This window comes from Nodosilinea nodulosa PCC 7104 (assembly GCF_000309385.1).
GTDB classification, from domain to species: domain Bacteria; phylum Cyanobacteriota; class Cyanobacteriia; order Phormidesmidales; family Phormidesmidaceae; genus Nodosilinea; species Nodosilinea nodulosa.
Genome location: NZ_JH976537.1, coordinates 2500126 through 2524659, shown reverse-complemented (window position 1 = coordinate 2524659; position 24534 = coordinate 2500126). Strand labels below are relative to the sequence as shown.

General features: G+C 59.3%; 25 protein-coding genes. 15 read left to right on the top strand and 10 right to left on the bottom strand.

The genetic code is table 11. From position 1 onward, the window contains the following. Positions 1-458: 458 nt before the first annotated feature. On the top strand, positions 459-1862 hold the full coding sequence (locus tag LEPTO7104_RS0111655; RefSeq protein WP_017298758.1) for a glycosyltransferase family protein: 1404 nt from the start codon (positions 459-461) through the stop codon (positions 1860-1862). 102 nt (positions 1863-1964) lie between these two features. After that, positions 1965-3200, top strand: a complete 1236-nt coding sequence (locus LEPTO7104_RS0111650; RefSeq protein WP_040695403.1) for an MFS transporter — start codon at positions 1965-1967, stop codon at positions 3198-3200. A 224-nt stretch (positions 3201-3424) separates the two neighbouring features. Here LEPTO7104_RS0111650 and LEPTO7104_RS0111645 read toward each other — a convergent pair whose 3' ends face one another. After that, entirely contained in the window at positions 3425-4348 is a 924-nt protein-coding gene (locus LEPTO7104_RS0111645; protein WP_017298756.1) for an ABC transporter ATP-binding protein, read from the bottom strand. 106 nt (positions 4349-4454) lie between these two features. Between LEPTO7104_RS0111645 and LEPTO7104_RS0111640 the strand changes: the two genes are divergently transcribed. The 8 genes from LEPTO7104_RS0111640 to LEPTO7104_RS0111605 all read left to right on the top strand — a co-directional run bounded on the left by LEPTO7104_RS0111640 (position 4455) and on the right by LEPTO7104_RS0111605 (position 9676). Beyond that, positions 4455-4871: a nuclear transport factor 2 family protein gene (locus LEPTO7104_RS0111640; protein WP_026072610.1), complete on the top strand. Its 417-nt coding sequence runs from the start codon at positions 4455-4457 to the stop codon at positions 4869-4871. Positions 4872-5019: 148 nt separating this feature from the next. Further along, positions 5020-5688: a hypothetical protein gene (locus tag LEPTO7104_RS0111635; RefSeq protein ID WP_017298754.1), complete on the top strand. Its 669-nt coding sequence runs from the start codon at positions 5020-5022 to the stop codon at positions 5686-5688. 190 nt (positions 5689-5878) lie between these two features. Beyond that, the gene (locus tag LEPTO7104_RS0111625) at positions 5879-7138 is read left to right on the top strand and encodes a SpoIID/LytB domain-containing protein (RefSeq protein WP_225886968.1); all 1260 of its coding nucleotides are present in this window, start codon (positions 5879-5881) and stop codon (positions 7136-7138) included. Positions 7139-7278: 140 nt separating this feature from the next. Continuing rightward, complete coding sequence (locus LEPTO7104_RS0111620; RefSeq protein ID WP_155523607.1) at positions 7279-7434, top strand: hypothetical protein; 156 nt, start codon at positions 7279-7281, stop codon at positions 7432-7434. Positions 7435-7651: 217 nt separating this feature from the next. After that, positions 7652-7876 (top strand): NfeD family protein, encoded by a 225-nt coding sequence (locus LEPTO7104_RS0111615; RefSeq protein ID WP_155523606.1) that lies wholly within the window; start codon positions 7652-7654, stop codon positions 7874-7876. Positions 7877-8016: 140 nt separating this feature from the next. Next, positions 8017-8394 (top strand): hypothetical protein, encoded by a 378-nt coding sequence (locus LEPTO7104_RS40040; protein ID WP_155523605.1) that lies wholly within the window; start codon positions 8017-8019, stop codon positions 8392-8394. Then, the gene (locus tag LEPTO7104_RS0111610; RefSeq protein ID WP_017298749.1) at positions 8387-9040 is read left to right on the top strand and encodes a sigma-70 family RNA polymerase sigma factor; all 654 of its coding nucleotides are present in this window, start codon (positions 8387-8389) and stop codon (positions 9038-9040) included. The genes LEPTO7104_RS40040 and LEPTO7104_RS0111610 overlap by 8 nt, the downstream gene beginning before the upstream one ends. A gap of 255 nt (positions 9041-9295) precedes the next feature. Then, positions 9296-9676: a hypothetical protein gene (locus tag LEPTO7104_RS0111605; protein WP_155523604.1), complete on the top strand. Its 381-nt coding sequence runs from the start codon at positions 9296-9298 to the stop codon at positions 9674-9676. 107 nt (positions 9677-9783) lie between these two features. On the opposite strand, the gene LEPTO7104_RS0111600 is transcribed toward LEPTO7104_RS0111605, so the two are convergent. From LEPTO7104_RS0111600 to LEPTO7104_RS0111590, 3 genes are all read right to left on the bottom strand, one after another. Beyond that, complete coding sequence (locus LEPTO7104_RS0111600) at positions 9784-10497, bottom strand: cyanoexosortase B system-associated protein (protein ID WP_017298747.1); 714 nt, start codon at positions 10495-10497, stop codon at positions 9784-9786. A 31-nt stretch (positions 10498-10528) separates the two neighbouring features. After that, entirely contained in the window at positions 10529-11413 is an 885-nt protein-coding gene (gene crtB, locus LEPTO7104_RS33565) for a cyanoexosortase B (RefSeq protein WP_017298746.1), read from the bottom strand. Between the two features lie 114 nt (positions 11414-11527). After that, positions 11528-12706 (bottom strand): DegT/DnrJ/EryC1/StrS family aminotransferase, encoded by a 1179-nt coding sequence (locus LEPTO7104_RS0111590; protein ID WP_017298745.1) that lies wholly within the window; start codon positions 12704-12706, stop codon positions 11528-11530. 318 nt (positions 12707-13024) lie between these two features. Here LEPTO7104_RS0111590 and LEPTO7104_RS0111585 point away from each other — a divergent pair, with 318 nt between their 5' ends. The 4 genes from LEPTO7104_RS0111585 (at position 13025) to LEPTO7104_RS0111570 (ending at position 17105) form a co-directional block, all read left to right on the top strand. Continuing rightward, on the top strand, positions 13025-13369 hold the full coding sequence (locus LEPTO7104_RS0111585; protein WP_017298744.1) for a hypothetical protein: 345 nt from the start codon (positions 13025-13027) through the stop codon (positions 13367-13369). Positions 13370-13618: 249 nt separating this feature from the next. Further along, complete coding sequence (gene groES / locus LEPTO7104_RS0111580) at positions 13619-13930, top strand: co-chaperone GroES (protein WP_017298743.1); 312 nt, start codon at positions 13619-13621, stop codon at positions 13928-13930. A gap of 319 nt (positions 13931-14249) precedes the next feature. Next, positions 14250-15884 (top strand): chaperonin GroEL, encoded by a 1635-nt coding sequence (gene groL / locus LEPTO7104_RS0111575; protein WP_017298742.1) that lies wholly within the window; start codon positions 14250-14252, stop codon positions 15882-15884. Between the two features lie 183 nt (positions 15885-16067). Further along, on the top strand, positions 16068-17105 hold the full coding sequence (locus tag LEPTO7104_RS0111570; protein ID WP_017298741.1) for a Rieske 2Fe-2S domain-containing protein: 1038 nt from the start codon (positions 16068-16070) through the stop codon (positions 17103-17105). A 255-nt stretch (positions 17106-17360) separates the two neighbouring features. Here the strand turns inward: LEPTO7104_RS0111570 and grxD are convergent, their stop codons facing one another. From grxD to LEPTO7104_RS33560, 3 genes are all read right to left on the bottom strand, one after another. Further along, the gene (gene grxD / locus LEPTO7104_RS0111565) at positions 17361-17684 is read right to left on the bottom strand and encodes a Grx4 family monothiol glutaredoxin (RefSeq protein WP_017298740.1); all 324 of its coding nucleotides are present in this window, start codon (positions 17682-17684) and stop codon (positions 17361-17363) included. A 56-nt stretch (positions 17685-17740) separates the two neighbouring features. Further along, a complete protein-coding gene (locus tag LEPTO7104_RS0111560) occupies positions 17741-17995 on the bottom strand; it encodes a BolA family protein (protein WP_017298739.1) in 255 nt (84 codons plus the stop codon). A 145-nt stretch (positions 17996-18140) separates the two neighbouring features. Continuing rightward, entirely contained in the window at positions 18141-18752 is a 612-nt protein-coding gene (locus LEPTO7104_RS33560) for a hypothetical protein (RefSeq protein WP_017298738.1), read from the bottom strand. Positions 18753-18934: 182 nt separating this feature from the next. Between LEPTO7104_RS33560 and LEPTO7104_RS0111550 the strand changes: the two genes are divergently transcribed. Further along, positions 18935-21040 (top strand): S8 family serine peptidase, encoded by a 2106-nt coding sequence (locus tag LEPTO7104_RS0111550; RefSeq protein ID WP_071527223.1) that lies wholly within the window; start codon positions 18935-18937, stop codon positions 21038-21040. Here the strand turns inward: LEPTO7104_RS0111550 and LEPTO7104_RS0111545 are convergent. The 3 genes from LEPTO7104_RS0111545 to gatA form a co-directional block, all read right to left on the bottom strand. Beyond that, a complete protein-coding gene (locus LEPTO7104_RS0111545) occupies positions 21037-21663 on the bottom strand; it encodes an exopolysaccharide biosynthesis protein (RefSeq protein WP_017298736.1) in 627 nt (208 codons plus the stop codon). The genes LEPTO7104_RS0111550 and LEPTO7104_RS0111545 overlap by 4 nt on opposite strands. 227 nt (positions 21664-21890) lie before the next feature. Continuing rightward, positions 21891-22646, bottom strand: a complete 756-nt coding sequence (locus LEPTO7104_RS0111540) for an alpha/beta hydrolase (protein WP_225886966.1) — start codon at positions 22644-22646, stop codon at positions 21891-21893. Between the two features lie 375 nt (positions 22647-23021). Then, a complete protein-coding gene (gatA, locus tag LEPTO7104_RS0111530; RefSeq protein WP_017298734.1) occupies positions 23022-24467 on the bottom strand; it encodes an Asp-tRNA(Asn)/Glu-tRNA(Gln) amidotransferase subunit GatA in 1446 nt (481 codons plus the stop codon). Positions 24468-24534 lie beyond the last annotated feature (67 nt).

The following is a 24534-nucleotide window of genomic DNA, read 5'->3' as shown; positions in this document are numbered from 1 at the left end:
TAACCTGTTTAATGGAATGCTCGATGAGCTTGGATCATGGGTATAGCTCTCCTTCGCAAAAGACCATTCGAACCATGACTCAGACGTTAGCACCGGGATCAGGCGCCGACAACGATCCTGAAGGAAGTCGCTGAATTGTAACAGTGCTTATCATCATTCTCAGAAATGGCGTTTTAGGGAACGCTATAGTTCCTCAGGCAACTTTTGACAGCCCAGACGGAGTTCTCTGCCTATAAAGATTTTGGGGATCTATAGGTCTCTATGAGAGCTGTAGAGCTAGGCCGCCCGATTCTGAGAAAGCTGCTCTGTAGTTTAAATTACGTATCGTTGTATTGCGAAAGGTAGATTGAACTGGCTTGATGTGTTCCCCGCAGGCTTACTGCTTCTGACCGAGGAGGCGAATCTCGCTGTCAACCCGTTCTAGCTAAAATAGGGCGTTATTGAGAGACACCCCTTCCATGGGCTTTGACCAGGCCAATTCGACCTCAGATCACGACGCCTCCCCCGCAGGGCTTACATCTTCGTTCCCCAGCGATATTTTGATTTTGTCCAACGGGCCGGGGGAAATTTCGACCTGGGTGCGTCCGGTGGTGCGATCGCTCCGGCAGCAGCTGCCCGATGCCAGTCAGGCCCGCATTTCCGTCGTGCTGTCGCCCTGCGCCAACGCCTCGGGCCGCGAAGCCGAGATAGCCCGCAGCCTGCCAGAGGTCGATCGCGTTCAGGGACCGGAGCATTTCTTCTCCTTTTTGCTGAGGGGCAAGACCGCAGAAAACTGGGACTGGCGATCGCGCGGGGTGGTGCTGTTTTTGGGCGGCGACCAGATCTACCCGGTGGTGGTGGGCCGTCGCCTGGGCTACCGCACCGTGATCTATGCCGAGTGGGACGCCCGCTGGCACGGCTGGATCGATCGCTTCGGCTGCATGACGCCGTCGATTGTCGAGGCGGCCCCGATGGAGTTTCGCCACAAGTGCCAGGTGATTGGCGACCTGATGGCCGACGTGCAGGGAGATGCGGCGGATATTGAGGGGGTGCGCGATCGCCTCCATCTGCGGCCCGACTGCGACCTGATTGGCATCATGCCGGGGTCCAAGAAAAACAAGCTCAGCGTCGGCTTGCCCTTTTGCCTGGGCATCGCCGAAGCTATCCACCAGCTGCGACCCCAAACCCAGTTTGTGATTCCGGTGGCGCCGATGCTGTCGCTGGAGGCGCTGGCCCAGTTTGCCGACGCGGCCCAAAATCCGGATGCTCGCCTGTTTGAGGGGGCAGCCACGGCGGAGCTGGTCGACGCAGATTCGGGGACGCCCGAGTTGGAGAGAGCAGAGTTGGAGAGGGCAGAGTTGGAGTCGGCAGAGGCACCCCTGCCCCGGCTGCGCACCCCCAGCGGCCTAGAGGTGATGCTGTGGCCAGGCCACCCCGCCTACGACGTGATGAGCCAGATGCAGTTTTGTATTACCACCGTTGGGGCCAACACGGCAGAGTTAGGATCCCTCGGCGTGCCGATGATGGTGCTGCTGCCCACCCAAAAGCTAGAGGCGATGAAAGCCTGGGACGGCATTCCTGGGCTGTTGGCCAATCTGCCCCTGGTGGGAGACCGCTTCGCCAAAATAATTAACACTTTAATACTGCGCCAAATATATAAGGAAGGACGACTGTTTGCCTGGCCCAATATTTGGGCCAAGCGGGCGGTGATACCGGAGCTAATCGGCCCGCTGAAGCCGTCGGCGGTGGCGGCCCAGGTGGTGAGCTATTTGGACGATCCCTCGGCTCTAGAGGCCATGCGCCGAGACCTGCGATCGGTGCGGGGCGAAGCGGGGGCGGCGGCAAAGCTGGCGGCGATGGTGGTCGAAGAGCTAAGGTCTTGATACCAAACCCCGCGATTTTGGCATGGGTACCCGTTCCCTGCCGCTTGCCAAGGGCTCTGTTCCCTGGGGCTGGTCTTTGTCTTCGCGCTCCGACACCGCTCTATGGCCACACGTACGTCATCGATTGTTTGGGCTCCAGTTTGGGGCCTGGCCCTGGTGCAGGGGGCAATTTCCCTGCTGTGGGTGATCTATAACCTGTATCTGGGGGAATTGCTGACCAGTTTGGGGCTGCCCCTAAAATTAGCCACTGGTTTGTTAATTGTCGAAAACCTGCTGGCCATGGTGATGGAACCCCTGATGGGCACCTTCTCTGACCAGATGCAGCACCGCATTGGCACTCGCCTGCCCATCATCAGCCTGGGGGTACTGCTGTCGGCGGGTATTTTTGTGCTGCTGCCCACTACCCTGCTGTGGGGACAGGGGCTGCTGCGCTGGGGGCTGCCGCTGCTGCTGGTGGCCTGGGCCTTGGCGATGACGGTGTTTCGCAGCCCGGCAATGTCGCTGCTGGGGCGCTACGCCGTCGGCACCCGCCTGCCCCAGGCGGCCAGCATTCTCACCCTGGTGGGCGGGTTGGCTGGGGCGATGGGGCCGCTGGCAAACCAGTTTATTCTGGGCCTGGGGCCTTGGGTGGCGTTTACCGCCGGGTCGGGGGTGCTGCTGCTGGCGGCGATCGCCCTCGGTCTGGCCCAGCCCAACGGTATTGCCAGCGTGGATAAGGCCAGCCTAGAGCAGGCCAGCCAAGGGCAGGATGTTCGGCCCGCTGCCCAGCGTTCTGAGCCCTCTGCTGATCGATCGCCCTGGACCGGGCTCGCCCTGGTATTTGGGGCGGGAGTGGGGGTGGCCCTGGGCTTTCGGCTGGTGATGACGGCGCTGCCGATGGCGATCGCCCAGCGGGTGCCGGAGGGCAATACCGCCCTGGTGCTAGGCTCCCTGTTTGTGGCTCTGGCCCTCACCGCCCTGCCCGCCGGACAGCTGGCCATGCGCCTGGGCAACCGCCGAGCGATGATCCTGGGGCTGAGCGCCATGGCCGCCCTGGCGATCGCGGTCGGCATTCTGTCCAGCACCCTGGTGGGGGTGCTGCTGGCGGCCCTGTTTGGGGCATCCCTCAGCCTGGTCTCCAACGGTACGCTGCCCTTCGCTTTGGGCATGGTGTCGCCAGCGCGGGCGGGACTGGGCACGGGCATTTACTTCAGCGGTGGGGCACTGGCCGCCAGCCTGGGGGGCATGCTGCTGGGCAGCGGCGGCCTGTCGCTGACGGGCAACACCCTGGGGGCAGCCCTGGCTTTTCTGCTGGCGGGCCTCTGCGTAGGTGCCAGCGGTCGGTTTAGCCGCAGCTAAACGCCTAGTACACGAAGTCTGAAATATAGCTGTGGCCAGTCTGGTTAAGACATGTCTCCTATGAACGTTCGAACGTTTGAACGCTCATAGGGTTTCTGAACGTCATAACCAACGTGACGATTGCTTTATGCCGACTATTCCAGCTCCCCAGCTCCCTAGCTCCCCAGCTCCCTCGCCCCCTGCTCCCTCGCAATTGGCAATAGCCCCCCCACTTGCGCCGCAGTCTACTCTGCCCCTGCGGACCCAGCCCCCGCGCTCGATGGGCGGGTGACTTCGAGGTAGACGTGCTCTAGCCTGACCGGGCTACGGGCAATGGAGTCGAGGGGAATGCCTTCGAAGCGATTGATTAATTCCTTGAGCTCGAGCGGCTCGGGCACCCAAAAAGCCAGGTCGCCGCCGTAGGTGCGGTGGGGGTAACCCAGCTGCCGGGCGCGGGCGATCGCCCCCTCGGGGTCGCGAGTCTCAACGGTGACCACCTCGCGGGCCGGAATGCGCGATCGCAGCTCCGCCAGGGTGCCCTCGGCCAGCAGCTGCCCCTGGCGCAAAATGCCAATTCGCTGGCACAGCCGCTCGACCTCATTGAGCAGGTGGGAGGTCAGCAGCACCGTCACCCCCAGCGCTTTGAACTGGCGAATCAGCTGCCACAGCTCCTGGCGCGCTTCGATATCCAGCCCGGTGGTCGGTTCGTCTAGAATCACCAGCTTGGGACGGTGCAGCATCGACGCCGCCATACTCAGCCGCCGCTGCATACCGCCGCTGAGGCGCTCGACGGGGGTGTGCTTTTGCTCCAGCAGGTCGACCGCCTCCAGGCAGACATCGATGCGCCGCAGGCAGTCTTTGCGGCTCAGGCCGTAGAGGCGGCCAAAAAAGAACAGATTGTCGCTACAGGTGAGGCTGCCGTAGAGCAGATTGCTCTGGGGCGTCACCCCCACCCAGGCCTTGGTGGCCTCTCCCGCTGGCCGTCCGCCGATGGTGACCGTCCCGCTGTCGGCCTTGAGCAGCCCGCAGATAATGTTGATGGTGGTGGTTTTGCCCGCCCCGTTGGGGCCTAGCAGGCCGTAGACTTCCCCCGGCTGGAGGTCGAGGCTGAGGTCTTGCAGCACCGCCTTAGAGCCGTAGCGCTTACAAAGATTTTCAAGCTTTAGCATGCAATTGGGCAACTTTGGGGCAGGAGGTGGCTGCCTCCCCCTGCTGTTGGTTATGCTCAAGACAGGAGGCAGGGAAACGCCCCTGTATCTTATCAGTGAGGACCCTATGGCTGGCGATCGCGACCTGGTCTTGGCTACAAACAAGGCCTTTTACCGCTCCTTTGAGAAGAAGGACATAGAGGCCATGGAGGCGGTCTGGTCGAAGGGCATGGGCTGCCTCTGCATTCACCCTGGTCGCGATGCCCTCAAGGGCTGGCCCGATATCCGTGAGGCCTGGGAGCGCATCTTCAAAAACACCAGCTACCTCGAAATCGACACCGACATTCTCACCGTCGAAGTCAGCGGCGATCTGGCCTTTGTGGTGCTGGTGGAAAACGTCCTGCAAATTAGCGGTGGCGCTACCGAAACCGATCGCTTCGCCAATCGCCGTCTGGAGGCCCGATCGATGGCTACCAACGGGTTTGAGCGCATGGCCGGGCAGTGGTACATGACCCATCACCACGGCAGCCCAGTGGTGGATTAATTCTCGCATACTACCTCTTTGGCGCTCCGCTGGCGGTCTGCCAGGGGCAGGTTAAGCGATCGCAGGTAAATTTTTGCCGCAGCGTTAACTCCAGTTAACGCGAAACCGCTATTCTACTCATAATCTTTGGGGATTTTGGAGAACGATTATGAGTAGCTTTAGTTCCGATTTAGTCGACCGAGACTATGAGGTTAAAATTGGCGATTATTTCAGCCGAGGCTGGGAAATCTTCAAATCAAAAGCACCGCTTTTTATTCTGTTTACGCTTTTATTATTTTTGATTCAGGTTGTGATCTCGGTGCTGCCCTTTCCCCTGGGGGCAAGAAGTGGGGACGGCCCAAGCGGCGGCATTCTTAACCTTGCCTTTAACATTGTCGCTCCGGCCCTGACGGCGGGCTACTATTTTGTGGCCTTTCAGCTGGCGCGGGGTCGCAGTGCTGTCTTTGGCGATTTCTTTCTGGGATTCAACAAATTTTTGCCGATCTTTTTGACGGCGTTAGTATCCACGATCCTGACCGCGATCGGGTTTGTGCTGCTGATTTTGCCCGGTATCTATCTGGCGGTAGCCTATATCTTTGCCCAGCCTCTGGTGATTGACAAAAACGCCGATTTTTGGCAGGCGATGGAAATGAGCCGCAAGCTGGTTACCAAAAAGTGGTTCTCGTTCTTTGCCCTGCTGATAGTCATTTTTCTGCTCAATGTTGCGGGGGCAATTCTGCTGGGCGTGGGTCTCCTGGTGACTCTGCCCCTCTCGGTGTGTATCATTGCAGCGGCCTACGAAGATATTGTGGGCCTCAATTCGGTGGCTGAGCTTTAGTCCGGCGGCAATGGCCCGGTATTGACCCACTCCCTGGGGAACAATTTCCCCGCTGCGGCGATCTCTTCCTTTGGGTATATGTTACGAATGTGTCCCGATTGACGCATTTGTTAACGTTTATCCTTAAATAGGAAAAGGCTTTCGGCCATGGTTTCGTTAGCGTGAAGAGTGGAGATTGGGTTCAACCACCATGAGAGATCTCTGGAAGGCTCGGCTACCAAGGCTGCGGCCGGTACGGCTCAAATCGGTCCGGCTCAAGCCGCTGAGCTTCAAAACGCTGCGATGGTCAAAGCCGGGCGCTCCGGGGCCGCTGCCTGGGGCTGCAAGCAGCTCCTCAGCGCGGTTAAAGGTATTTAGCGGCCTGGCCTTTGCGGGCCTTTTGCTGGTTCAGGTATCGGCCGCTCCCTTTGGCGGCCACGCCAACAGCAAGTCTGGCACCCTCCGCCCGGCCCTGTGGCAATCTACGGGCATGGTGCGTCAGTCCATCGTCGATTTGTACCGAGCGCGGCGGCTGCTGGTGCAGGCTGCTCTGCCCCCGGAGACTGCTGACAAAACAGCACCTCAGACTACCGCCTCTACCGCCCCTACGGCATCCACTGCCCCCTCTGCTCCGCAGGCCCCGCCCGCGGCTGCGGCGAGTGCCTCGGGCAGCGCCCCTTCTGTACCTCAACCCGCCGCTCCACCCGCCGCCAAGGCTGCCAGCAGCGTCGATGTGGGCAAAACCATCGATGCCAACCTTGAAATGCGGGTTGCGATCGCCAAAAATTCACCCAGCCTTGAGGTTGCCACCTCCGTCGATGGCTATCTGATGGATTTGAGCGGCCAAAACTACTGCAACCTGAGCGCCCAAAACAGCGTGGTGCTCAGACCCCAGGGAACGGGCATGGCCGCCGGTAGCTGCACCCTGGCCAACACCGTCTGGCTGGAACCCGGTGAAGGGGGCTATGTATACGTGGGCGACAGCTGGTACAAGGGCCGAGTGTTGCTCATTACCGACGGCTCTGGTCTGATGGCCGTCAACTTTGTGCTGCTGTACGACTACCTCAGCAGCGTGGTTGGCAGCGAAATGTATGTCAACTGGCCTATAGAAGCGCTCAAGGCCCAGGCGGTGGCGGCCCGATCCTACGCTCTGGTGCACCACGTGCGCTACGCCGATCGCGCCTACGACCTCGACAACACCCAGCGCTACCAGGCCTACCTGGGCATTGCCAAAGAGACCAATACCACCCAGCAAGCGGTGGCTGCCACCACGGGCGAGTTTGTCAGCTACAACGGCGGCATCGTGGAGTCCCTATACGCGGCCTCCGATGCGATCGTGCAGGCGGCCCACGGCGGCAGCGGCATGAGCCAGACTGGCGCCATGGAACTGGCTTCTAAGGGCTACAGCTACACCCAAATTTTAGGCAACTACTATCCCGGTACCAGCCTCTCTCGCCTGGTCGTGGAGTAGAGCAAGGGCCATTTGCCCCGACAGCGCGGGGTCGTTAGGGGACGTTTAAACCGCACTTTGTCGCCCAGTGGACAACCCCACCACCGTCACACCTGCCTATCCGGCGCTACTACCCTGTGAAAGCGTTGGATGAGAATTCTATGAGCTACGTGTCTGCCTTTGCGTTTTACATGCGTGCGATCGCCCTGGGTATTTTGCTGGTCGCAGGCGCCTGGACTAGCCTTCACCTTGACGGTACTGACTACCGCCCCAAGTGGCAGTTGATCAGAATTTGTCATTCTGTAGCGTTTATTTAGGGGTGTTTATTGAGGTAATTTAGCCGCCAATGCACTGCCCGATCTAAGGGCTTCCCCAGATACACCCCGTGTCTCGCCTTAAATGAAGCTTAGTTCAGCTCTATTCAGCTCGCTCCCAAACGGGAGCGAGCTTTTTGTATGAGCCGTACTACAACATGTCACACATTTGATTCTGCCAGCACTACTAAGTGAGGGAAGAAAGGGAGGCAAACCCGCCATGTCTATGTTGAATACCCCCATCAGTGCCGTGCTTGAAAGCAAATTCTATCCGGGCGTAGGCGTCATTCATTCGGTGGAACAGCCCGGTTTGGAGTGGGTCGTGCGCGTCAACGGCGTGTACTGGACGGCCCGTGCCGCCCTCGCTGGCTATAGCTTTCAGGCCGGTGACGCAATTCGGCCCATCGATCGCCAGGGCAACACCCTGCTAATTGAGCCAGCTTAGTCGGGCTTAGATATTGGGCAGCAGTGGCTGTGGGAAATGGCGAAAAACAATTTTCATTCCATGGGGTCACACTTTGGCCCCAGCGCCCACTACCCCACAGATGCTTCGATTTTTGCAACGTTCGTTAAGGACATAGACCCGTGATTACCAATTTTGTGGTTACAGATACAGATGCGGCGGATATTCCCGATCGCCTGCGCTTCAAAGGTTGGATAGCCAGTGCCAGGCGATTTGCCCGGCAGCGTCCAAACCTTCCCAAGCGATTGCGATTTAGGAACTGTTTGGCCAGCGCGGTGCGATTTATTCGGCAAATAGTGGTCCGGTTGAGCCGGTTGATCAAACAACGGCTTCAACCGCGATTCGACATTCTTGACCCACAGCAGAACCTGAATAACTTGCTTAACAGTCCCCAGTTTGCCTGGGAATGCACCACAGCCCTACAGCCTATAAATCTCGACTGGTACCAGTTTTTCACTATTAGCCCACCACTCACCTTACAGGGAACTTATCATGACTAAAGCCAATAAAACTCCAAAGCATCGTCTTAAGCAACCGATTGGCAATGAAGTATCAGATAAGTTGGTCCATGAATTTATCACTGCGGTCAGCTATCTGTTGATGCCTGATGATTTCAAAGGAACCGCGCTGTACAAATTCTTAATTCGATTTGTTCGGCAGTGGCACATTGCTAACGTTGATTTGGATGAGGTGATTGTTGAGGGTATTAAACGAGGAATTGAGTATATCCAGCGTCATAGTGAACCTATCAAAAAGCCCGAATCCTGGCTCAGGCAGGTATGTCTGAATATTCTCAGGGCAAAGGTTGATGCTACGATCAAAGATGAACGAAAAGTTGATCAGTTGACAACACTGACACAACATTCTCATAGCTTGCTGGCTGAGTCAGAGCTCATTGAGCAGTTGGAATTTCTAGAGAAGGCGCTTAATGAGCTTTCGGAAGAAGATCAAGTACTCATCCGAATGAAGTTTTTGCAGCGTAAAACCTACGAGCAAATTCGTCAGCATTATAAGTATATTGCCGAAGGTGAAGGCAAAACTGCACCCTCAGTTCAGGCACTCAGAAAACGCGAATCTCGCGCCCTCCAGCGGTTAAAGAAGCACTTCTTTGACCTCTATGAAGGAGGTGTAAGTTCAGCGCCTTGAGCTGCCATTAAAGAATGGCCCAGACTAGTTCAATTTCATCCGAAATTTATGATTGGTAGATTGTTTCCTAACATGGCGGATAGTATTTTGAAGTTGTCTGGTGCCTCAATTCAAACAAGCACTATAGTCAAGAACGTGGAGCGTTCGACAAACACTATGAAAACTCCCACTCTAGATCAACAGTTTCTTTTTTCCCTCAACCCTGATCAGAAGGGACAGGTGTGGAATTATTATCTGTTGATCACGAATCCAGATATGGAACCTGATCAACAGATCGCCCAAATCTCCGAGATTTGGAGTCATGCTGAAAACGATGAACGACTGATGGAATGGTTGGAGTTTATTGACTACTTCTATACCGACGTAGACGAGACTGATCTGCCAGATGCGGCCAAGCGGGCTTACCTGAGCGAGTATCTCATCGAGATGGTTGCTCCACCGCCAAACCAGGATGACTTCTATGGTCCTATGCGGCTGGAATGCCCCAAGGGCAGAGGGCAAGTCGTCATACCAGGGGGCATGCGAGCCGCCTATGGCTCCGTCAGGTTTCAGCAGCAGCGGTGCAGTAATTGTGGTTATGAGTATGAACAACATACCCCCGTTGACCAGCAGCAGACATCGCTACCTGAGGCCTGAGTCCCAGGGCTGTACAAAAGCTTCCGTCACAACTGGTTTAGAACCATAGCCGCCTGCCCTGACCATTGGGGCAGGCGTTTTTTCAGGTTCTTGGCTCCGCTGCCACGTCAGTTGAAAACAGTGTCGGTCAACTGCTGCTGAATGAGGGCTGTGAGCTGCTGGGCCTGGGGCTGGTAGTCGGCGATCGCATCCAACGATTGCATGGGCAGCAGCACGCTGACCGCCACCCAGGGCGTGAGGGCGCGCCGGGTGAGCTGAGACCACTCGTTGGCCCAAAACCAGTGGCTGGGCGACGGGTTGCCGCCGCCGGGCAGTGCGTACCACTGCACCACCGCAAAGCTCTGGCGATCGCCCCAGGCCCGAAAGAATTTGGCGCTCACTGGCCCGGCGCCGGGGGAAGCGGCCACCCTTAGCCACTGGCGCGACTCAATGCGCCACTTTTGGGCTCCGGCCAGGTCAACCCATTCCACCTGAGGCTGGTCGCTGTGCCAGGGCTGGGGGTACAGCAGCAGCGCAAACTGCTGCACCGGGGCCGCCGGAGAACTGGCCCGGTACTCGCCCAGGGTCCAGGTATGGCCGTTGATGGCGATCGGTTCGGTGCTGGTCAGCTGCCAGCCCGGTAAGGCTAGCCCCTCGGCTCGCAGCGTGCGGAGCTGATCGATCTGGGCCACCTGGGGCGTGTTGACCCAGGGCCACTGCCCGCTGAAATAGGCGGGCACAATGGCAACGACCGCCAGGGCCGCGAGAACAAGCACCAGGGCTAGGCTCACCCAGCGGTGGGGCAAAGGGCTTGGGCGAGAGGGAGTGGGCTGGGCGGTCATAACGGGCGATCGCATCCTCAAAAAACAACGGCTACACCGACGACGACGGCGACTGCACCGCCAGCTTGAGGCTGGCGGGCACCCGGTCTTGAATCAGCCGCAGCCAAAAAACGATGGCCAACAGCAAAATCGCCGAGTAGAGATCGCCACCCCAGCTTTCGTGGAGCCACTCAAAGGCCCCGCTGCGCCCCGTGCCGTGAAAATAGCTCAGCATTGCATTGCGCAGAATGTTCCCCACCAGAGTAATGAGAACCGTGCCAGCAAACAGCAGCACGGTTCTCAATCGGGAAGTGTAAACCCCCGTCCAGTAGGCCAGCATGAGGGCTACGTAGAGGCCGGTAAACAGCATCTTCAGCCCGGCGCAGTGGGGGGCGACCTCCACCGTTTGACCGTTGACGTATACATAAATGCTCTCGACCGTGACCGGAATCCCAAACTGACTCAGCAGAAACCCCGCCACCGAGGCAATGAACTGCTGGAGCGGCAGAATGTACGGTTCGATCAGGTAGGGCAGCTGGTTGGGCGTTGCCAGGGCCACCAGCACCAGGGAAATAGCCTGAAGCCGCAGCCCTGCCATAGATTTCAGGCTTAAACACAGCCCCCCCAGCATCACCGGCAGCGATAGGTTCATCCAGTCGGGCAGGCGGGTGAGATACATCAGGCAGGCCAGGCCCACCAGCCCCAGCCCCAGGGGGTGGCAGCGATTTGGCAACTCGCCCCAGGCCTTGCGCTTGCCCCAGGCAACGTAGGCCGCAAAGGGCAGCCCCAACAGCCCGTGGCTGAAATACTCGTGCTGAATGCTGATGGTTTTGTGCAGCCAGCCATCGACCCAGTGCGCCAGCAGCGGCCCGTAGAGGATGGCCAGGAGAACGGCGATCGCCCAGGTGGGGAAGGGGTAGCGGCGGGGGGAGGGCATGGGAGGGGGAGGGGGGTAGTGGGGGAGGGTAGGGGAGTGAGGGAGTAGGGGAGTGAGGGAGGGTAGGGGAGTGAGGGGGTAGGGGAGTGGCGACCTCATCAACCCATTACCTCATCACCCCATCACTCCGGGCAAAACGCGCTCTAATCGCACGGCTGCGACTGTTTCCACCATAGCGTCTACGACGTAATCAACCTGCTCAAGGGTCATGCCGGGGTACATGGGTAATGAAAGCACCTCCTGGCTGAGGGCTTCGGCCTGGGGAAAGTGTCCGGGGGCGTAGCCGAGGGAGCGAAAGGCGGGTTGCAGGTGGCAGGGAATGGGGTAGTGAATGCCGGTTTGTACGCCAGCGGCGGTGAGCTGAGCCTGAATTTCGGTGCGGCTGGTGGGGCCAGCAACGCGCACGACGTAGAGGTGGTAGATATGGCCAGAACCGGCGTCGTTGCGCATGGGAATGATGCCGTACTCGGTGAGGGGCGCGAGGCGGCGATCGTAGTGCTGGGCGAGATGGTGGCGGGCCTGGTTCCAACTGGGCAGGTGGGGCAGCTTGACGTTGAGCACGGCGGCTTGCAGGGTGTCGAGGCGGCTGTTGGTGCCCATGGGTTCGGTGTGGCAGTACTTACTGGTGGCCCCGTAGTTGCGCAGCGATCGCGCCGTCCTGGCCACTAGCTGATCCTGCGTGACGAACATACCACCGTCGCCAAGGGCACCTAGGTTTTTGCTGGGGTAAAAGCTAAAGGCGGCCCCCAGGCCAATAGAGCCAGCGGTATAGCCGTCGCGCTGGGCCAGGTGGGCCTGGGCGGCATCTTCAAAAACAATCAGTCGGTGGCGATCGGCCAACTCTAGCAGGGCCTGGGGCGATACCATCTGACCGTAGAGGTGCACGGGTAAAATGGCGCGGGTGCGCGGGGTGATGGCTCGCTCGGCGGCGTCAAGGTCCATCAGGGCGGTGGCGCGATCGCAGTCCACAAACACCGGCACCGCCCCGGCCCGCAGTACCCCCATCAGCGTCGCCACAAACGTGTTGGCGGGTAAAATCACCTCATCGCCGGGGGCAATGCCGCAGGCGACGAGGCCCAGGGCGATCGCATCGGTACCGCAGCCTACCCCAACCCCAAAGCGAGCGCCACAGGCCGCCGCAAAGTCGGCCTCAAAGGTGCTTAGCGCCTGGCCCAACACAAAATCGCCCTGGGCAATAACGGCACTGATGACGCCCTGAATCGCCTCTTGCAGCGGCGCATGCTGCCAGGTCAAATCCACAAAGGGAACGGTCGGCGGGGGAGAAATAGTCATACTGGCCAGGGTAGATGGGCGAAGGCTGACGCTGTTCACGCTCAGATTGCCCGATTGCGCAAAACCCGTAACAGGAAAGTCAACACGCCCAGAGTCATCTAACTCCTGTAGTCTATTGTTCAAAACCAGGGCCAGAATGGGCGGGCAATTCTTCTGCGAAGAGGCTGTGCCAACGCATCTCAAATCTGGTCCAGGCGGTAGACTAGGGCAGACTTAGCGCCATTCCTACCGCTGGGGCCAGCTACCCCAGACCCATGGCAAAGCCGCTCGGTCTGCACACGCGGGGCTAAATCACCCTATTCAGCTACCGTTACCCCTATGGATTTTGAAACCGCTCACGAATTTGTGGTGCGCCAAACCCTCGGCACCAGCGACGATTTGCCCGACACGTTCATCGCCTGCCTGCGCCAGGGCAAACCCCCCATTCCGGGCCAGGTGACCTCTCTGCTGCTGGCCCTCAAGGTGTTATTTGAGGGGCTCAAGAATGAACCTACCCTCGATCGCACCCTGATCAAGTCCCTCTTCATTCTCTCCTACGAAAGCCGCCAGCTCTACGCCCAGGGGCAGAAGGCGGGCGTAGTGTGGCCGCCCATGCTGGATGAGGATTTGGGACGCATCGGTAAGGTGGCGCAGTCGATTGTGTTTGGCGAGTGGCAAGGGTGAGGGCGTGGGGGCGTAGGAGCGTAGGAGCGTGAGGGCGTGGGGCAGTAAGAGATATTCAAGGTGAATTTACCCCATCTCCCCATCCCCCCATCTCCCCATCCCCCCATCCACCCAAGTTCGGCAAACCACACCTCATCGAGAATTGCTGAAGGAACTTTTTGGCGGCTAAATTAGCACTCAGGACGCGAGAGTGCTAAAGCAGCTTCCCGTCTATCAACCCTTTAATCCCAAAACCTTTGGAGGTATGTTATGGCCGCAGTCACCCTGAGTGTGTCTACCGTGAAGCCTCTGGGCGATCGCATTTTGGTCAAAGTCAGCGAAGCCGAAGAAAAAACCGCTGGCGGCATTCTGCTGCCCGACACCGCGAAGGAAAAGCCCCAGGTGGGCGAAGTGGTGCAGGTCGGCCCCGGCAAGCGCAACGACGACGGCTCCTTCCAAGCCATGGAAGTGAAAGTCGGCGACAAGGTGCTTTACTCCAAGTACGCTGGCACCGACATCAAGCTCGGCAGCGACGACTACGTGCTGCTGCGCGAGACCGACGTGCTGGCCGCCCTGGGCTAAATCAATTTTGGATTTTGGATTTGCGATTTTGGATGTTAGCTCTCTTCCGCCAGCCCTGTAGGGTGGGCACCGCCCACCATTCACCTCGGCGATCGCAATCCAATCCGTAGTCCAGCCCGTGGGGTGCATAGCGCTATGGCGCGGCTACGCCAATGCGCAGCAATGCACCGCTCGGAAATCCATTAAAGGAAATGTCTTATCCATTCGAGACATCCTTTTGAAGCAAGCTTGGTGCGTCAGGCTTTGCCATGACACACCCTACCGACCCTCAAACACAACGCAATTCATCCATTCAACTTGTTGGGAGGATTATTTTTCCATGGCTAAAACCATCACTTACAACGAAGATGCCCGTCGCGCCCTGGAGCGCGGTTTTGACATGCTGGCCGAAGCCGTGGCCGTCACCCTCGGCCCTAAAGGCCGCAACGTGGTGCTGGAGAAAAAGTACGGCGCGCCCCAGATCATCAACGACGGCATCACCATTGCCAAAGAAATTGAGCTAGAAGACCATATCGAAAATACCGCCGTTTCCCTGTTGCGCCAGGCGGCGAGCAAAACCAACGATGCCGCTGGCGACGGCACCACCACCGCTACGGTGCTGGGCCATGCGATCGTCAAAGAAGGCTTGCGCAACGTCGCCGCCGGGGCCAACGCCATTTCGCTGAAGCGCGGCATCGACAAAGCCACCGCGTTTCTGGTCGAAAAAATTGCTGAGTATGCCCGCCCCGTGGGCGACTCCAAGTCCATCGCCCAGGTGGGTTCTATCTCTGCTGGCAACGACGACGAAGTGGGCCAAATGATCGCCGACGCCATGGATAAAGTCGGTCGCGAAGGCGTGATCTCCCTGGAAGAAGGCAAATCCATGACCACTGAATTGGAGGTCACCGAAGGGATGCGCTTCGACAAGGGCTACCTGTCGCCCTACTTCGTCACCGACACCGAGCGCATGGAAGCGGTGCTCGACGATCCCTACATTTTGCTCACCGACAAGAAAATTGCCCTGGTGCAGGATCTGGTGCCGGTGCTGGAGCAGGTGGCCCGCTCTGGCAAGCCCCTGATGATCATCGCCGAAGACATCGAGAAAGAGGCCCTGGCCACCCTGGTGGTGAACCGCATGCGCGGCGTGCTGAACGTGGCGGCGGTGAAGGCGCCCGGCTTCGGCGATCGCCGCAAGGCCATGCTGGAAGATATTGCCGTGCTCACTGGCGGCCAGGTGATCAGCGAAGACACCGGCCTCAAGCTAGAGAACGTCAAGGTAGAGATGTTGGGTAGCGCCCGCCGCCTCACCATCACCAAAGACACCACCACCATCGTCGCCGAAGGTAACGAGAAGGATGTCAAGGCCCGCTGCGAGCAGATCCGCCGCCAGATCGACGAAACCGACTCCACCTACGACAAAGAAAAGCTGCAAGAGCGCCTGGCCAAGCTCTCCGGCGGTGTCGCGGTGATCAAAGTTGGGGCCGCCACCGAAACCGAGATGAAGGACCGCAAGCTGCGCCTGGAAGACGCCATCAACGCCACCAAGGCTGCCGTGGAAGAAGGCATCGTCCCCGGCGGCGGCACCACCCTGGCCCACCTGGCCCCCCAGCTCGAAGCCTGGGCCAGCGACAACCTCAGCGGCGAAGAGCTGCTGGGTGCTCAGATCGTCACCCGCGCCCTCACCGCCCCCCTCAGCCGCATCGCTGAGAACGCAGGCGTCAACGGCGCTGTCATCGTGGAGCAGGTGAAGGAAAAAGACTTCACCGTGGGCTACGACGCGGCCACCAACCAGTTTGTCGACATGTACGAAGCTGGCATTGTAGACCCCGCCAAGGTGACTCGCTCTGGCCTGCAAAACGCCGCTTCCATTGCCTCCATGGTGCTGACCACCGAGTGCATTGTGGTCGATAAGCCCGAGCCCAAGGCCCCTGCCGCAGGCGCGGGCGCGGGCATGGGCGGCGACTTCGACTACTAGGGCGCATCGCTAGAGCAGCCCCCACCTGGCCTGCTCTAGGGTGCATGGAACGAGTCCGGGATTCTGCCAGAGTCTGGGACTCGTTCCTCTGCATGCCACTGCGATCGCTGCTGTAGTCTCTATGTCAGACATTGGCCAGGCGAGTTTGGTACCTGTGAAGTCGCTCACCGTTTCGCTCAAGGAGTGGGTGTCGTGGCACACCAGCAGGTTTACCCCAGGGGCTGCACCTTTGCCGAATCAGACTGGGATGCACTCTACCCCTTTTGGTATCCCGTTGCCTTTAGCCGCGACGTTGCCGAAAAACCCGTCACCGCTACCCTGCTCGACCAGCGGCTGGTGATCTGGCGCACCAGCGCCGGAATTTCAGTGGCCAACGATATTTGCCTACATCGAGGTATTCCCCTCAGCATGGGCTGGGTTGCAGAGGACTATCTGGTGTGCAAGTACCACGGTTTCCACTACTCCGCCGATGGCCATTGTGTAAAAGTGCCCGCCAACCCCGAGGCCAGCATTCCTAAAAAACTGTGCCTTAAAACCTATCCGGTAAAAGAAGCCTACGGCCTAATCTGGACGAGTCTGAGCAGCGGAAATCAGTATCCTCTACCCGAGATGCCGGCCTGGAATGACCCCGACTACCAGCAAATTTTGCCCGATGCGGTGAATTTGGACGCGGCGGCGGGGCGGCAGGTAGAAGGCTTTCTAGATGTGGCTCACTTTGCCTTTGTGCACACAGAAACCTTCGGCGACATCAATAACCCAGTGGTGCCTTGCTACGAGGTTACCCCCACGGAGCAGGGCCTGCGGGCGGAGTACCTCAGCACCGTGAGCAATTTCCCGAAGGCGCTACAGGACAGAGCTCCAGCCGATTTTAAGTGGCTGCGGGTGTTCGACGTATTTTTGCCCTTTACGGCCCGACTCACGGTGCACTTTCCCGGCGAAGGACGGCTTTGCGTACTCAATGCCGCCAGCCCAATTTCCGCCCGCAAAACGCGGGTATTTGTGCCTATCTGCCGCAACTTTGACAAAGATATGCCCCTGGAGCCGGTGTACGAGTTTAACTACCAGGTGTTTGCGGAAGACAAGGAGGTGGTCGAAGCGCAGTACCCCGAAGACCTGCCCCTGGATATGTCAGCAGAATCGCACATTGGGGCCGACAAGACCTCAATTGCCTACCGCCGAGGGCTGCGATCGCTGGGTCTAGGCTCACTCTACACGGCTTGAGCGATCGGTAGCCCACCGTAGGCCAGGGCTAGCTGCGCTCAACCATCCACCTGCGGTGGACAGGCGGCATTGTTTCCCCATAGGCTCTCAAAACGAAGGCCAAAACCTGGGGAGGGCAATCTTTTCTGGGTTTTATAGCAGCAGTCACATTGGTTAGGACAGCTAAAAACCCTATGAACGCTCAAACGTTTGAACGTTCATAGGAGGCTTGTCTTAACCAGCCTAGCCACTGCTATGGGAAGCCAGGCCTTGGTTTTAGGAAGCCAGGGCAATTTCAACCATTTCCTGGAGCTTGCCGTTCTGGTATAGCTCGATGAGAATGTCCGAGCCGCCGACAAACTCGCCGTTGATGTACACCTGGGGAATGGTGGGCCAGTTGGAGTACTCTTTGATGCCCTGGCGAATGTCGGGGTCGGCCAGCACGTCAACGGTCTCGAAGGGCGCCCCCAAAACATTGAGAATTTGCACCACGTTGTTGGAGAAGCCGCACTGGGGCATCAGCTTGTTGCCCTTCATAAACACCATAATGGTGTTGTTTTGAACCAGCTGGTCGAGTCTTTCTTTAGTGGCCGAATCCATAGTGTCGATACCTTTGCGGAGGGGAGTGAACGGTTGAGGCAAAGAGAGGTCCAGACTTAGGCGCTTTGGGCCACCCAATCTGCTGGGGTATACGTTTTCAAGGCTAGCGCATGGATGGCTTCGGAGGACATGGCCTCGCGCACCGCGCCATAGACTAGCTGATGCTGCTGTACCAGGCTGCATCCCTCAAATTTAGAGGACACCACTACCACCTGGTAGTGGTCACCACCGCCGGTCAAATCCTGCACCTGCACATCGGCATCGGGGAGACCAGCTTTAATCATGGCGCTAACCTGATCGGGAGTAATCATGACGCGGTTTCCTTGTGGGATGGACAGCTGGGGTACTCGAATCCCCCAAATCCATATTGCCAGGATCAATCCTCAGTGGTTGACCCAGAGGCATTAAATCTAGCTATAGATGACCGAGAAAACAGGATGGCCGATCGGACTGTAGCTACTCGGCGGGAGCGGCAGGCTCAGCCGGATCGGTGGAGGTTGTAGGGTCGGCAGGGGTAGCGGCGGCCCGCCCGCTGTAGGGCTCATCTACAAAGCCCAGCTCAAACAGCTGCTGATAGGCCCGCTGGCCCAGTTCGCGGGTCGGCTGCTGGCTGCGCAAAATTTCCATCAGCAGGGGAACTGCTTCGTTGGGCTTGTCTTGGGAACGGTAGACCAGCGCCAGCTGATAGGAGGCCTGATCGCGAAGCTGAGCCGTTTCCAGTGCCTTTTCACGGTTGCTGCGGTTGATTGCAGTGTCAACGCCGATGAACATCTGAGCCAGCTCCTGGTAGTAAGAGGAGATCTGGTTGAAGCTGTCGCGGGCCTGCTTGAGCTTTTCTTCGGCCAGGGCGTAGTTTTGATCGGCGATCGCGGCGCTGGCTTCGGTCATCAACTGTTGTCCTGCCGCAATGCTCAGGGCGCTAGTGGTCTGGTTGAGCGGGCGCACTGGATCAGAGCCAGTGGCCTGGGCCAAAGCCGCCCCAGACAATCCCCCAGCTAGGGCTACAGACAGCACAGCAGCGGCCCAACCGCCCAGGGTATAGCGCAAAAAACGAGGGGAAACGACCATGAATACTAATGAGGGGTGAGGGACAACCGGACTGAAAAACACTGGGGTATCTTATCATCTCGGTATGGCGTATTACCGACTTCTGACCCAGTAGAGCAACTGCCACAGGGTATAGCCTGGTGCTATGGCCGGATCACAGACTGGTTCGCCCCCAAAAAGTTCCTGCGATTGGCTCGATATCTATGCCGCCATCTTCCGCTGATTCCCATGTCTCTAGCGGCGGTCCCCGCCCTAATTTTCGGGGGGAAATCTTGCAGCGCGGCGGCGAAGAACTGCTGCTAGAAAAGTTGCCTACGCGCTTTACCACTCGCCTGACCACCCCCGCCGCCCTTGAGCCCCTGCGGCAGCGCCTCAGTCCTACGGGCCTGCGGCCTGTGGCGGGAGGGCAGCTGGTGGAATGGCAGGTCGCTGAGCCTGACCTGGAGGCTACCCTCGCCCAGGCCCGTCGTGACCCCAATGTGCGGTTTGCCAGCCACGTGTACCGCCTCGCCGACAGCCCCCAAACCTGGGTTTACCTGACCGAGCAGCTGACGGTGCAATTCGCGCCCGAGACGGCGGCTCAAACGGTTGACGCTACGCTGGAAAAGCTGGGTCTGGCGATTGAAAAGCCCCTGGCCGGAATTCCGAACACCTTTGTGGTGCAGGTGACTCCAGCCGCTGCCGAAAATCCGATCAAACTGGCCAATCGCCTGATTGCGCTGGACGCCGTGCTGGCGGCAGAACCCAACCTGTCCATAGAAATCGGCAGCCTTTACCGCCCCACCGACGATCGCTACCGGCAGCAGTGGCACCTGTTCCACAATGGCGGGGCCAACTTGGCCGCCGGGTCGCATATCTCGGCAGAGGCCGCCTGGGATATTACCCGGGGATCGCGATCGGTGGTGATTGCGGTCAGCGACGACGGCTTTGACCTCAACCACCCCGACCTGCAAGGCATGGGCAAGCTAGTGGCCCCCCTCGACTTGCACGACAACGACGCCGTGCCTCTGCCCACCCAGCCAAGCGAGAACCACGGGACGGCGGTAGCGGGACTGGCCATTGGCGAAGAAAACGCCACTGGCATTGTCGGGGTGGCCCCCGGCTGTGCCTTTTTGCCCATTCGCACGACCGGCTTTATTGACGACAGGGCGATCGAGCAGCTGTTCGATGAGGCGGTGCGGCGGGGGGCGGCGGTGATTGTCTGTAGCTGGTCGCCAGCGTCGAACAACTTTCCGCTGACCCTGCGGCAAACCAATGCCCTGACTCGGGCCGCCACCACCGGACGCAACGGCAAGGGCTGCGTGATTGTCTTTTCGGCGGGCAATGCCAACCGTCCCGTCAGCGGCACAATTAATGAAACCCAGTGGCCTTCCAATGTCCTCAGCGGTCCTACCCGATGGCTGAGCGGGTTTGCCATTCACCCCGATGTAATTGCCGTGTCGGCCTCTACCAGCCTGGGCACTAAGGCCGCCTATAGCAACTGGGGCGAGCACATTGCCGTGGCGGCCCCCAGCAATAACGCGCCCCCCAGTATGAGCCTGCCCCAGGTGGGGAGCGTGGCTACGGGGCCACCGCTGACCCAGTTTTTGCCGGGTCTGGGCATGGTCACTAGCGATCGCACCCAGGCGGCAGGCTACAGCGGCGATGACTATACCAATGTCTTTGGCGGTACCTCTAGCTCTTGCCCAGTGGTGGCCGGGGTGGCGGGGCTAGTGCTCTCGGTCAACCCCGGTCTGACGGCCCGGCAGGTGCGTGAAATTCTCCAGGCCACCGCCGATAAAATCGTCGATCGCACCCCCGACCCCCAGCTGGGCCTCCAGTACGGCACCTATGATGCCAATGGCCACTCCCCGTGGTTTGGCTACGGCAAGGTCAATGCGGCGGCAGCCGTGCGGGAAGCCCAGCGGCGAGCCTTTGCGGGGCGGCAGCTGGGTCAGGTGGTGCAGCAGCAAAACCAAACCTCCCTGGCCATCCCAGACAATCAGCCAAGCGGGGTGGAGAGCAGTGTCGCGATCGCCGCCGCTGGCCGCGTCACCGATGTGCAAATAGATGTAAGCGTTGACCACGCTTTTTTGGGAGATCTCTGTCTTACCCTGACCGCCCCCAGCGGCGCTGCCGTGCTAATCCAGGGGCGCACGCTGGGGGGGCTGACGGAGCTGCGCCAAACCTATAGCCTCCAGACGACCCCAGTACTGCTGCGGCTGATGGGTGAGTCGGCTCGAGGCACCTGGCGACTGCGGGCTGTGGATTGCGCCCCCGGTGCCACGGGTACGCTGCTGGGCTGGGGCCTTACCCTCGGGGTTGGCTAGCGCTGAAAAACGCCGTTGCCCAGGAATTCAATGCCGGTTTTTACCGCCTCGTAGCCAAAGGTCAAGATCAGAGTGGTGAGGATGCCTCCCATCACGCACAGCACCAGGCCTCCCAGGCTAATCAGGCCGTCGTCGTCAAGCAGCCCAAAGCCGGTGACAAAAATACCCATGGCCGGCAGAGTGTTGGTGCCCGGAATGGGGATCATCATAGAAATGGACATCAGGGCGATCGCCAAACCCAGAACGGTACGCCCCGGCAGACTGGTGCAGACAGCCGTGAGCCGGGGGCGAGAAACCGCCTCTAGCCGCCGCAGCCAGGGACTGCCCGCCTTGACAATTTTTCTCACCGAACCCAGATCAAACTGTTTGTGGTTCCAGCCTTCGGGCATCCAGGGCCGAGTTCGTCCGGCAATTAGCTGCACCGCCAGCAAAAACATCACGATGCCAAACGGCGTTGAGTAGCCTGGGGCCGGGATCGGTAGGGCGGAGGGCAGCGCCAGCACCACAAACAGAAACCCAAAGGTCCGTTCCCCAGCCAGGGTGAGAATTTCTTTGAGGGTGACCTGGGGCGTGCTGACTTCTTCAAAAAAATAGCGGTTAAGTTCTGTAGAAAGACGGGCCATATAAAAGTTTCTATAGTGTTGAGCGCGATGGGTTGAGCAGGCTTAAAAAGCGGTAGAGACACTGCTAGGGAGTCACCGGCAATTGCCCGACCCGACTGGATTGACGATAAGCGCGATCGCCAGGGCACCGGCAGCCGCTCTATAGGGCTAACCATAGCAAATTCGGCGTCTTCCCTAACCAGGCTGCTGACGGTATTTACGCCAGCTTTGCAGAGCCGCAGCGGGGGTCAGTGCTCAACTAGCACGTGGTCCTGTAAAAACTGTTGCAGGCGATGTTCAAACTCCTCCCCGGCCCAGGTTGGCAGATCGTTGTGGTCGGCATTGGGCACCAGCCACAGAGCCTTTGGCCCGCCACTGGCTCGATAGAGGGCCTCGCTCATGGCGGCGGGTACCGAGGCATCGGCTTGACCGTGCAGGTAGAGGGCGGGCACCTGGAGACGGCTCACCTTAGCCAGGGAGTCAAACCGCTGGGTGAGCAGCCGACACACCGGAAACCAGCGATTGTACTGCGTCAGGGTGGCCATATCGCCCATGGACGTAAAGGACGCTTCAACCACCAGGCCCGCCAGGTTGGGAATACGACTGGCCAGATCGATGCCAATGGCACCCCCCAGCGAATGGCCGTAGATCACCAGCTGGTGGGGCGCAACCCGCTGCTCATTTTGCAAAAACCGCCAGGCCGCCAGGGCATCGTTGTAGAGCCGCTGTTCGTTGGGGAACGGCCCTGAACTCAGCCCAAAGCCTCGGTAATCGATGGCCAGGACAGAAGCGCCCAGCGATCGCAGCTGCATGGCCTTGCCCAAGTTGCTAGACACATTCCCGGCATTGCCGTGGAGGTACAAGATCGTCAGCTCACTGCCGCTGTCCGCAGGCAGCCACCAGCCGTGCAGCCTCCCTCTATCCAACGGCTCCAGTGGGATCCACACGTCGACGTAGGGGAGGCCAAAAGCCCCAGGAGTGGCCTCAATGGTAGGACTCGGCATGTACATTAGCCGCCGTTGCGCCGCCCATAGCCCCCCACACAGCGAAAGATAGACAACCCCTGCAACGCCCAAAACACCAATCAAGAGCTTGAGGATGGACATGGATGCAGAAGGGTAGGCCGTGGGTAAGTAAAAAAGGGTTAGTTGGGGAGATTGATCTATGAGCAACGCCAGGAACACCTAAATGCTTGCCCTTTATTATGGGGGATTTGCTCTATTTACCCATGCCCCCCTGTGACGATTTTCAAGCCGCTAAAGATTTAGATCAACCCCCCCTGCCAGATTAAGAGGTCTATTTACACTGGGTTGCTGTCCCAGCGGGAAGGCCCTTAGCTGGTACACAATTGTCTCCGCCTGCCCTGCCCCCATCTGCAGCTACATCGGCGTCCGCTGATGCCACCTCGTCGCCTGCTCGTAGGCATAGCCCACCTCAAACAGCAGATCTTCACGCAGGGCATTGCCAATCAGCTGTAGGCCAATCGGCAGGCCCTGGTCATCAAAACCGCAGGGCAAACTCAGCCCCGGCAGCCCCGCCAAGTTGACCGGAATCGTCATCAGGTCCCCCAGGTACATGCTGAGTGGATCGTCTACCTTCTCCCCGGCTTTGAAGGCGGTGGTTGGGGCGGTAGGGCAGACCAGCACATCGACCTGCCCAAAGGCCGCTTCAAAATCCTGCTTGATTAGGGTGCGCACCTTTTGGGCCTTGAGGTAGTAGGCATCGTAGTAGCCTGCCGACAAGGCGTAGGTACCGATCATGATCCGCCGTTTGACCTCAGGGCCAAAGCCTTCGGCCCGAGTTTTGGTGTACATCGAGAGCAGGCTGTCGTTGTTGTTGCGAGCACCGTACTTGACTCCGTCGTAGCGGGCCAGGTTGGACGACGCTTCTGAGGGGGCAATGATGTAGTAGGTCGGCAGACCGTAGGGGAACCGAGGGCAGGAGATTTCCTGGATCTCTGCGCCGAGGGCCTGAAGCTGCTGAATGGCCTTTTCTACGGCGGCTCGAACCGCAGGGTCAATACCCTCGGCGGCAAAAGTTTCGGTGATGATGCCTACCCGACGCCCTTTGAGGTCGGTCTTGAGGCACTGGGTATAGTCGGGAATCTTGACATTGAGGCTGGTGGAGTCTCTGGGATCGTGGCCGGCAATGCCCTGGAGCAGCAGCGCCGCATCTTCAACGGTGCGGGCCAGCGGGCCAATCTGGTCGAGGGAAGAGGCAAAGGCCACCAGCCCAAAGCGCGACACCAGCCCGTAGGTGGGCTTTAGACCCACGACGCCGCAAAACGAGGCGGGCTGGCGGATCGACCCGCCCGTATCGGACCCCAAAGCCACGGCGCATTCCCCAGCGGCGACAGCAGCAGCGGAGCCGCCGGAGGAGCCCCCCGGCACCCGGCTCACGTCCCAGGGGTTGCTGGTGAGTTGGTAGGCAGAGTTTTCGGTGGAGCTGCCCATGGCAAACTCGTCGAGGTTGGTTTTACCCAGGGCGATCGCCCCGGCTTTTTGCAGCCGCTCGGTCACCGTCGACTCGTAGGGCGGCACAAAATTCTCCAGAATTTTTGATGCGCAGGTAGTGCGCACGCCGCGGGTACAGAGATTGTCTTTGAGGGCCATGGGAATGCCCGCCAGCATACCGATGCCCTCGCCAGCGGCAATCCGGTCATCCACCAGGGCCGCCTGGGCCAGGGCTTGCTCACCAGTGACGGTCAGGTAGCTGCGAATCTGGGGTTCCAGGGCTGCGATCTGGTCGAGGTAGCCCTGGGTGATTTCCACCGCAGAGCGCTCTTTGTTGACCAACTGTTGATGCAGGGCGCGGATGACAGACATGGGACTCCTTGACAACTGATTCTGGGACCACTAATTCTGGGACCACTAGTTCGGGGGCGGCTGGTGC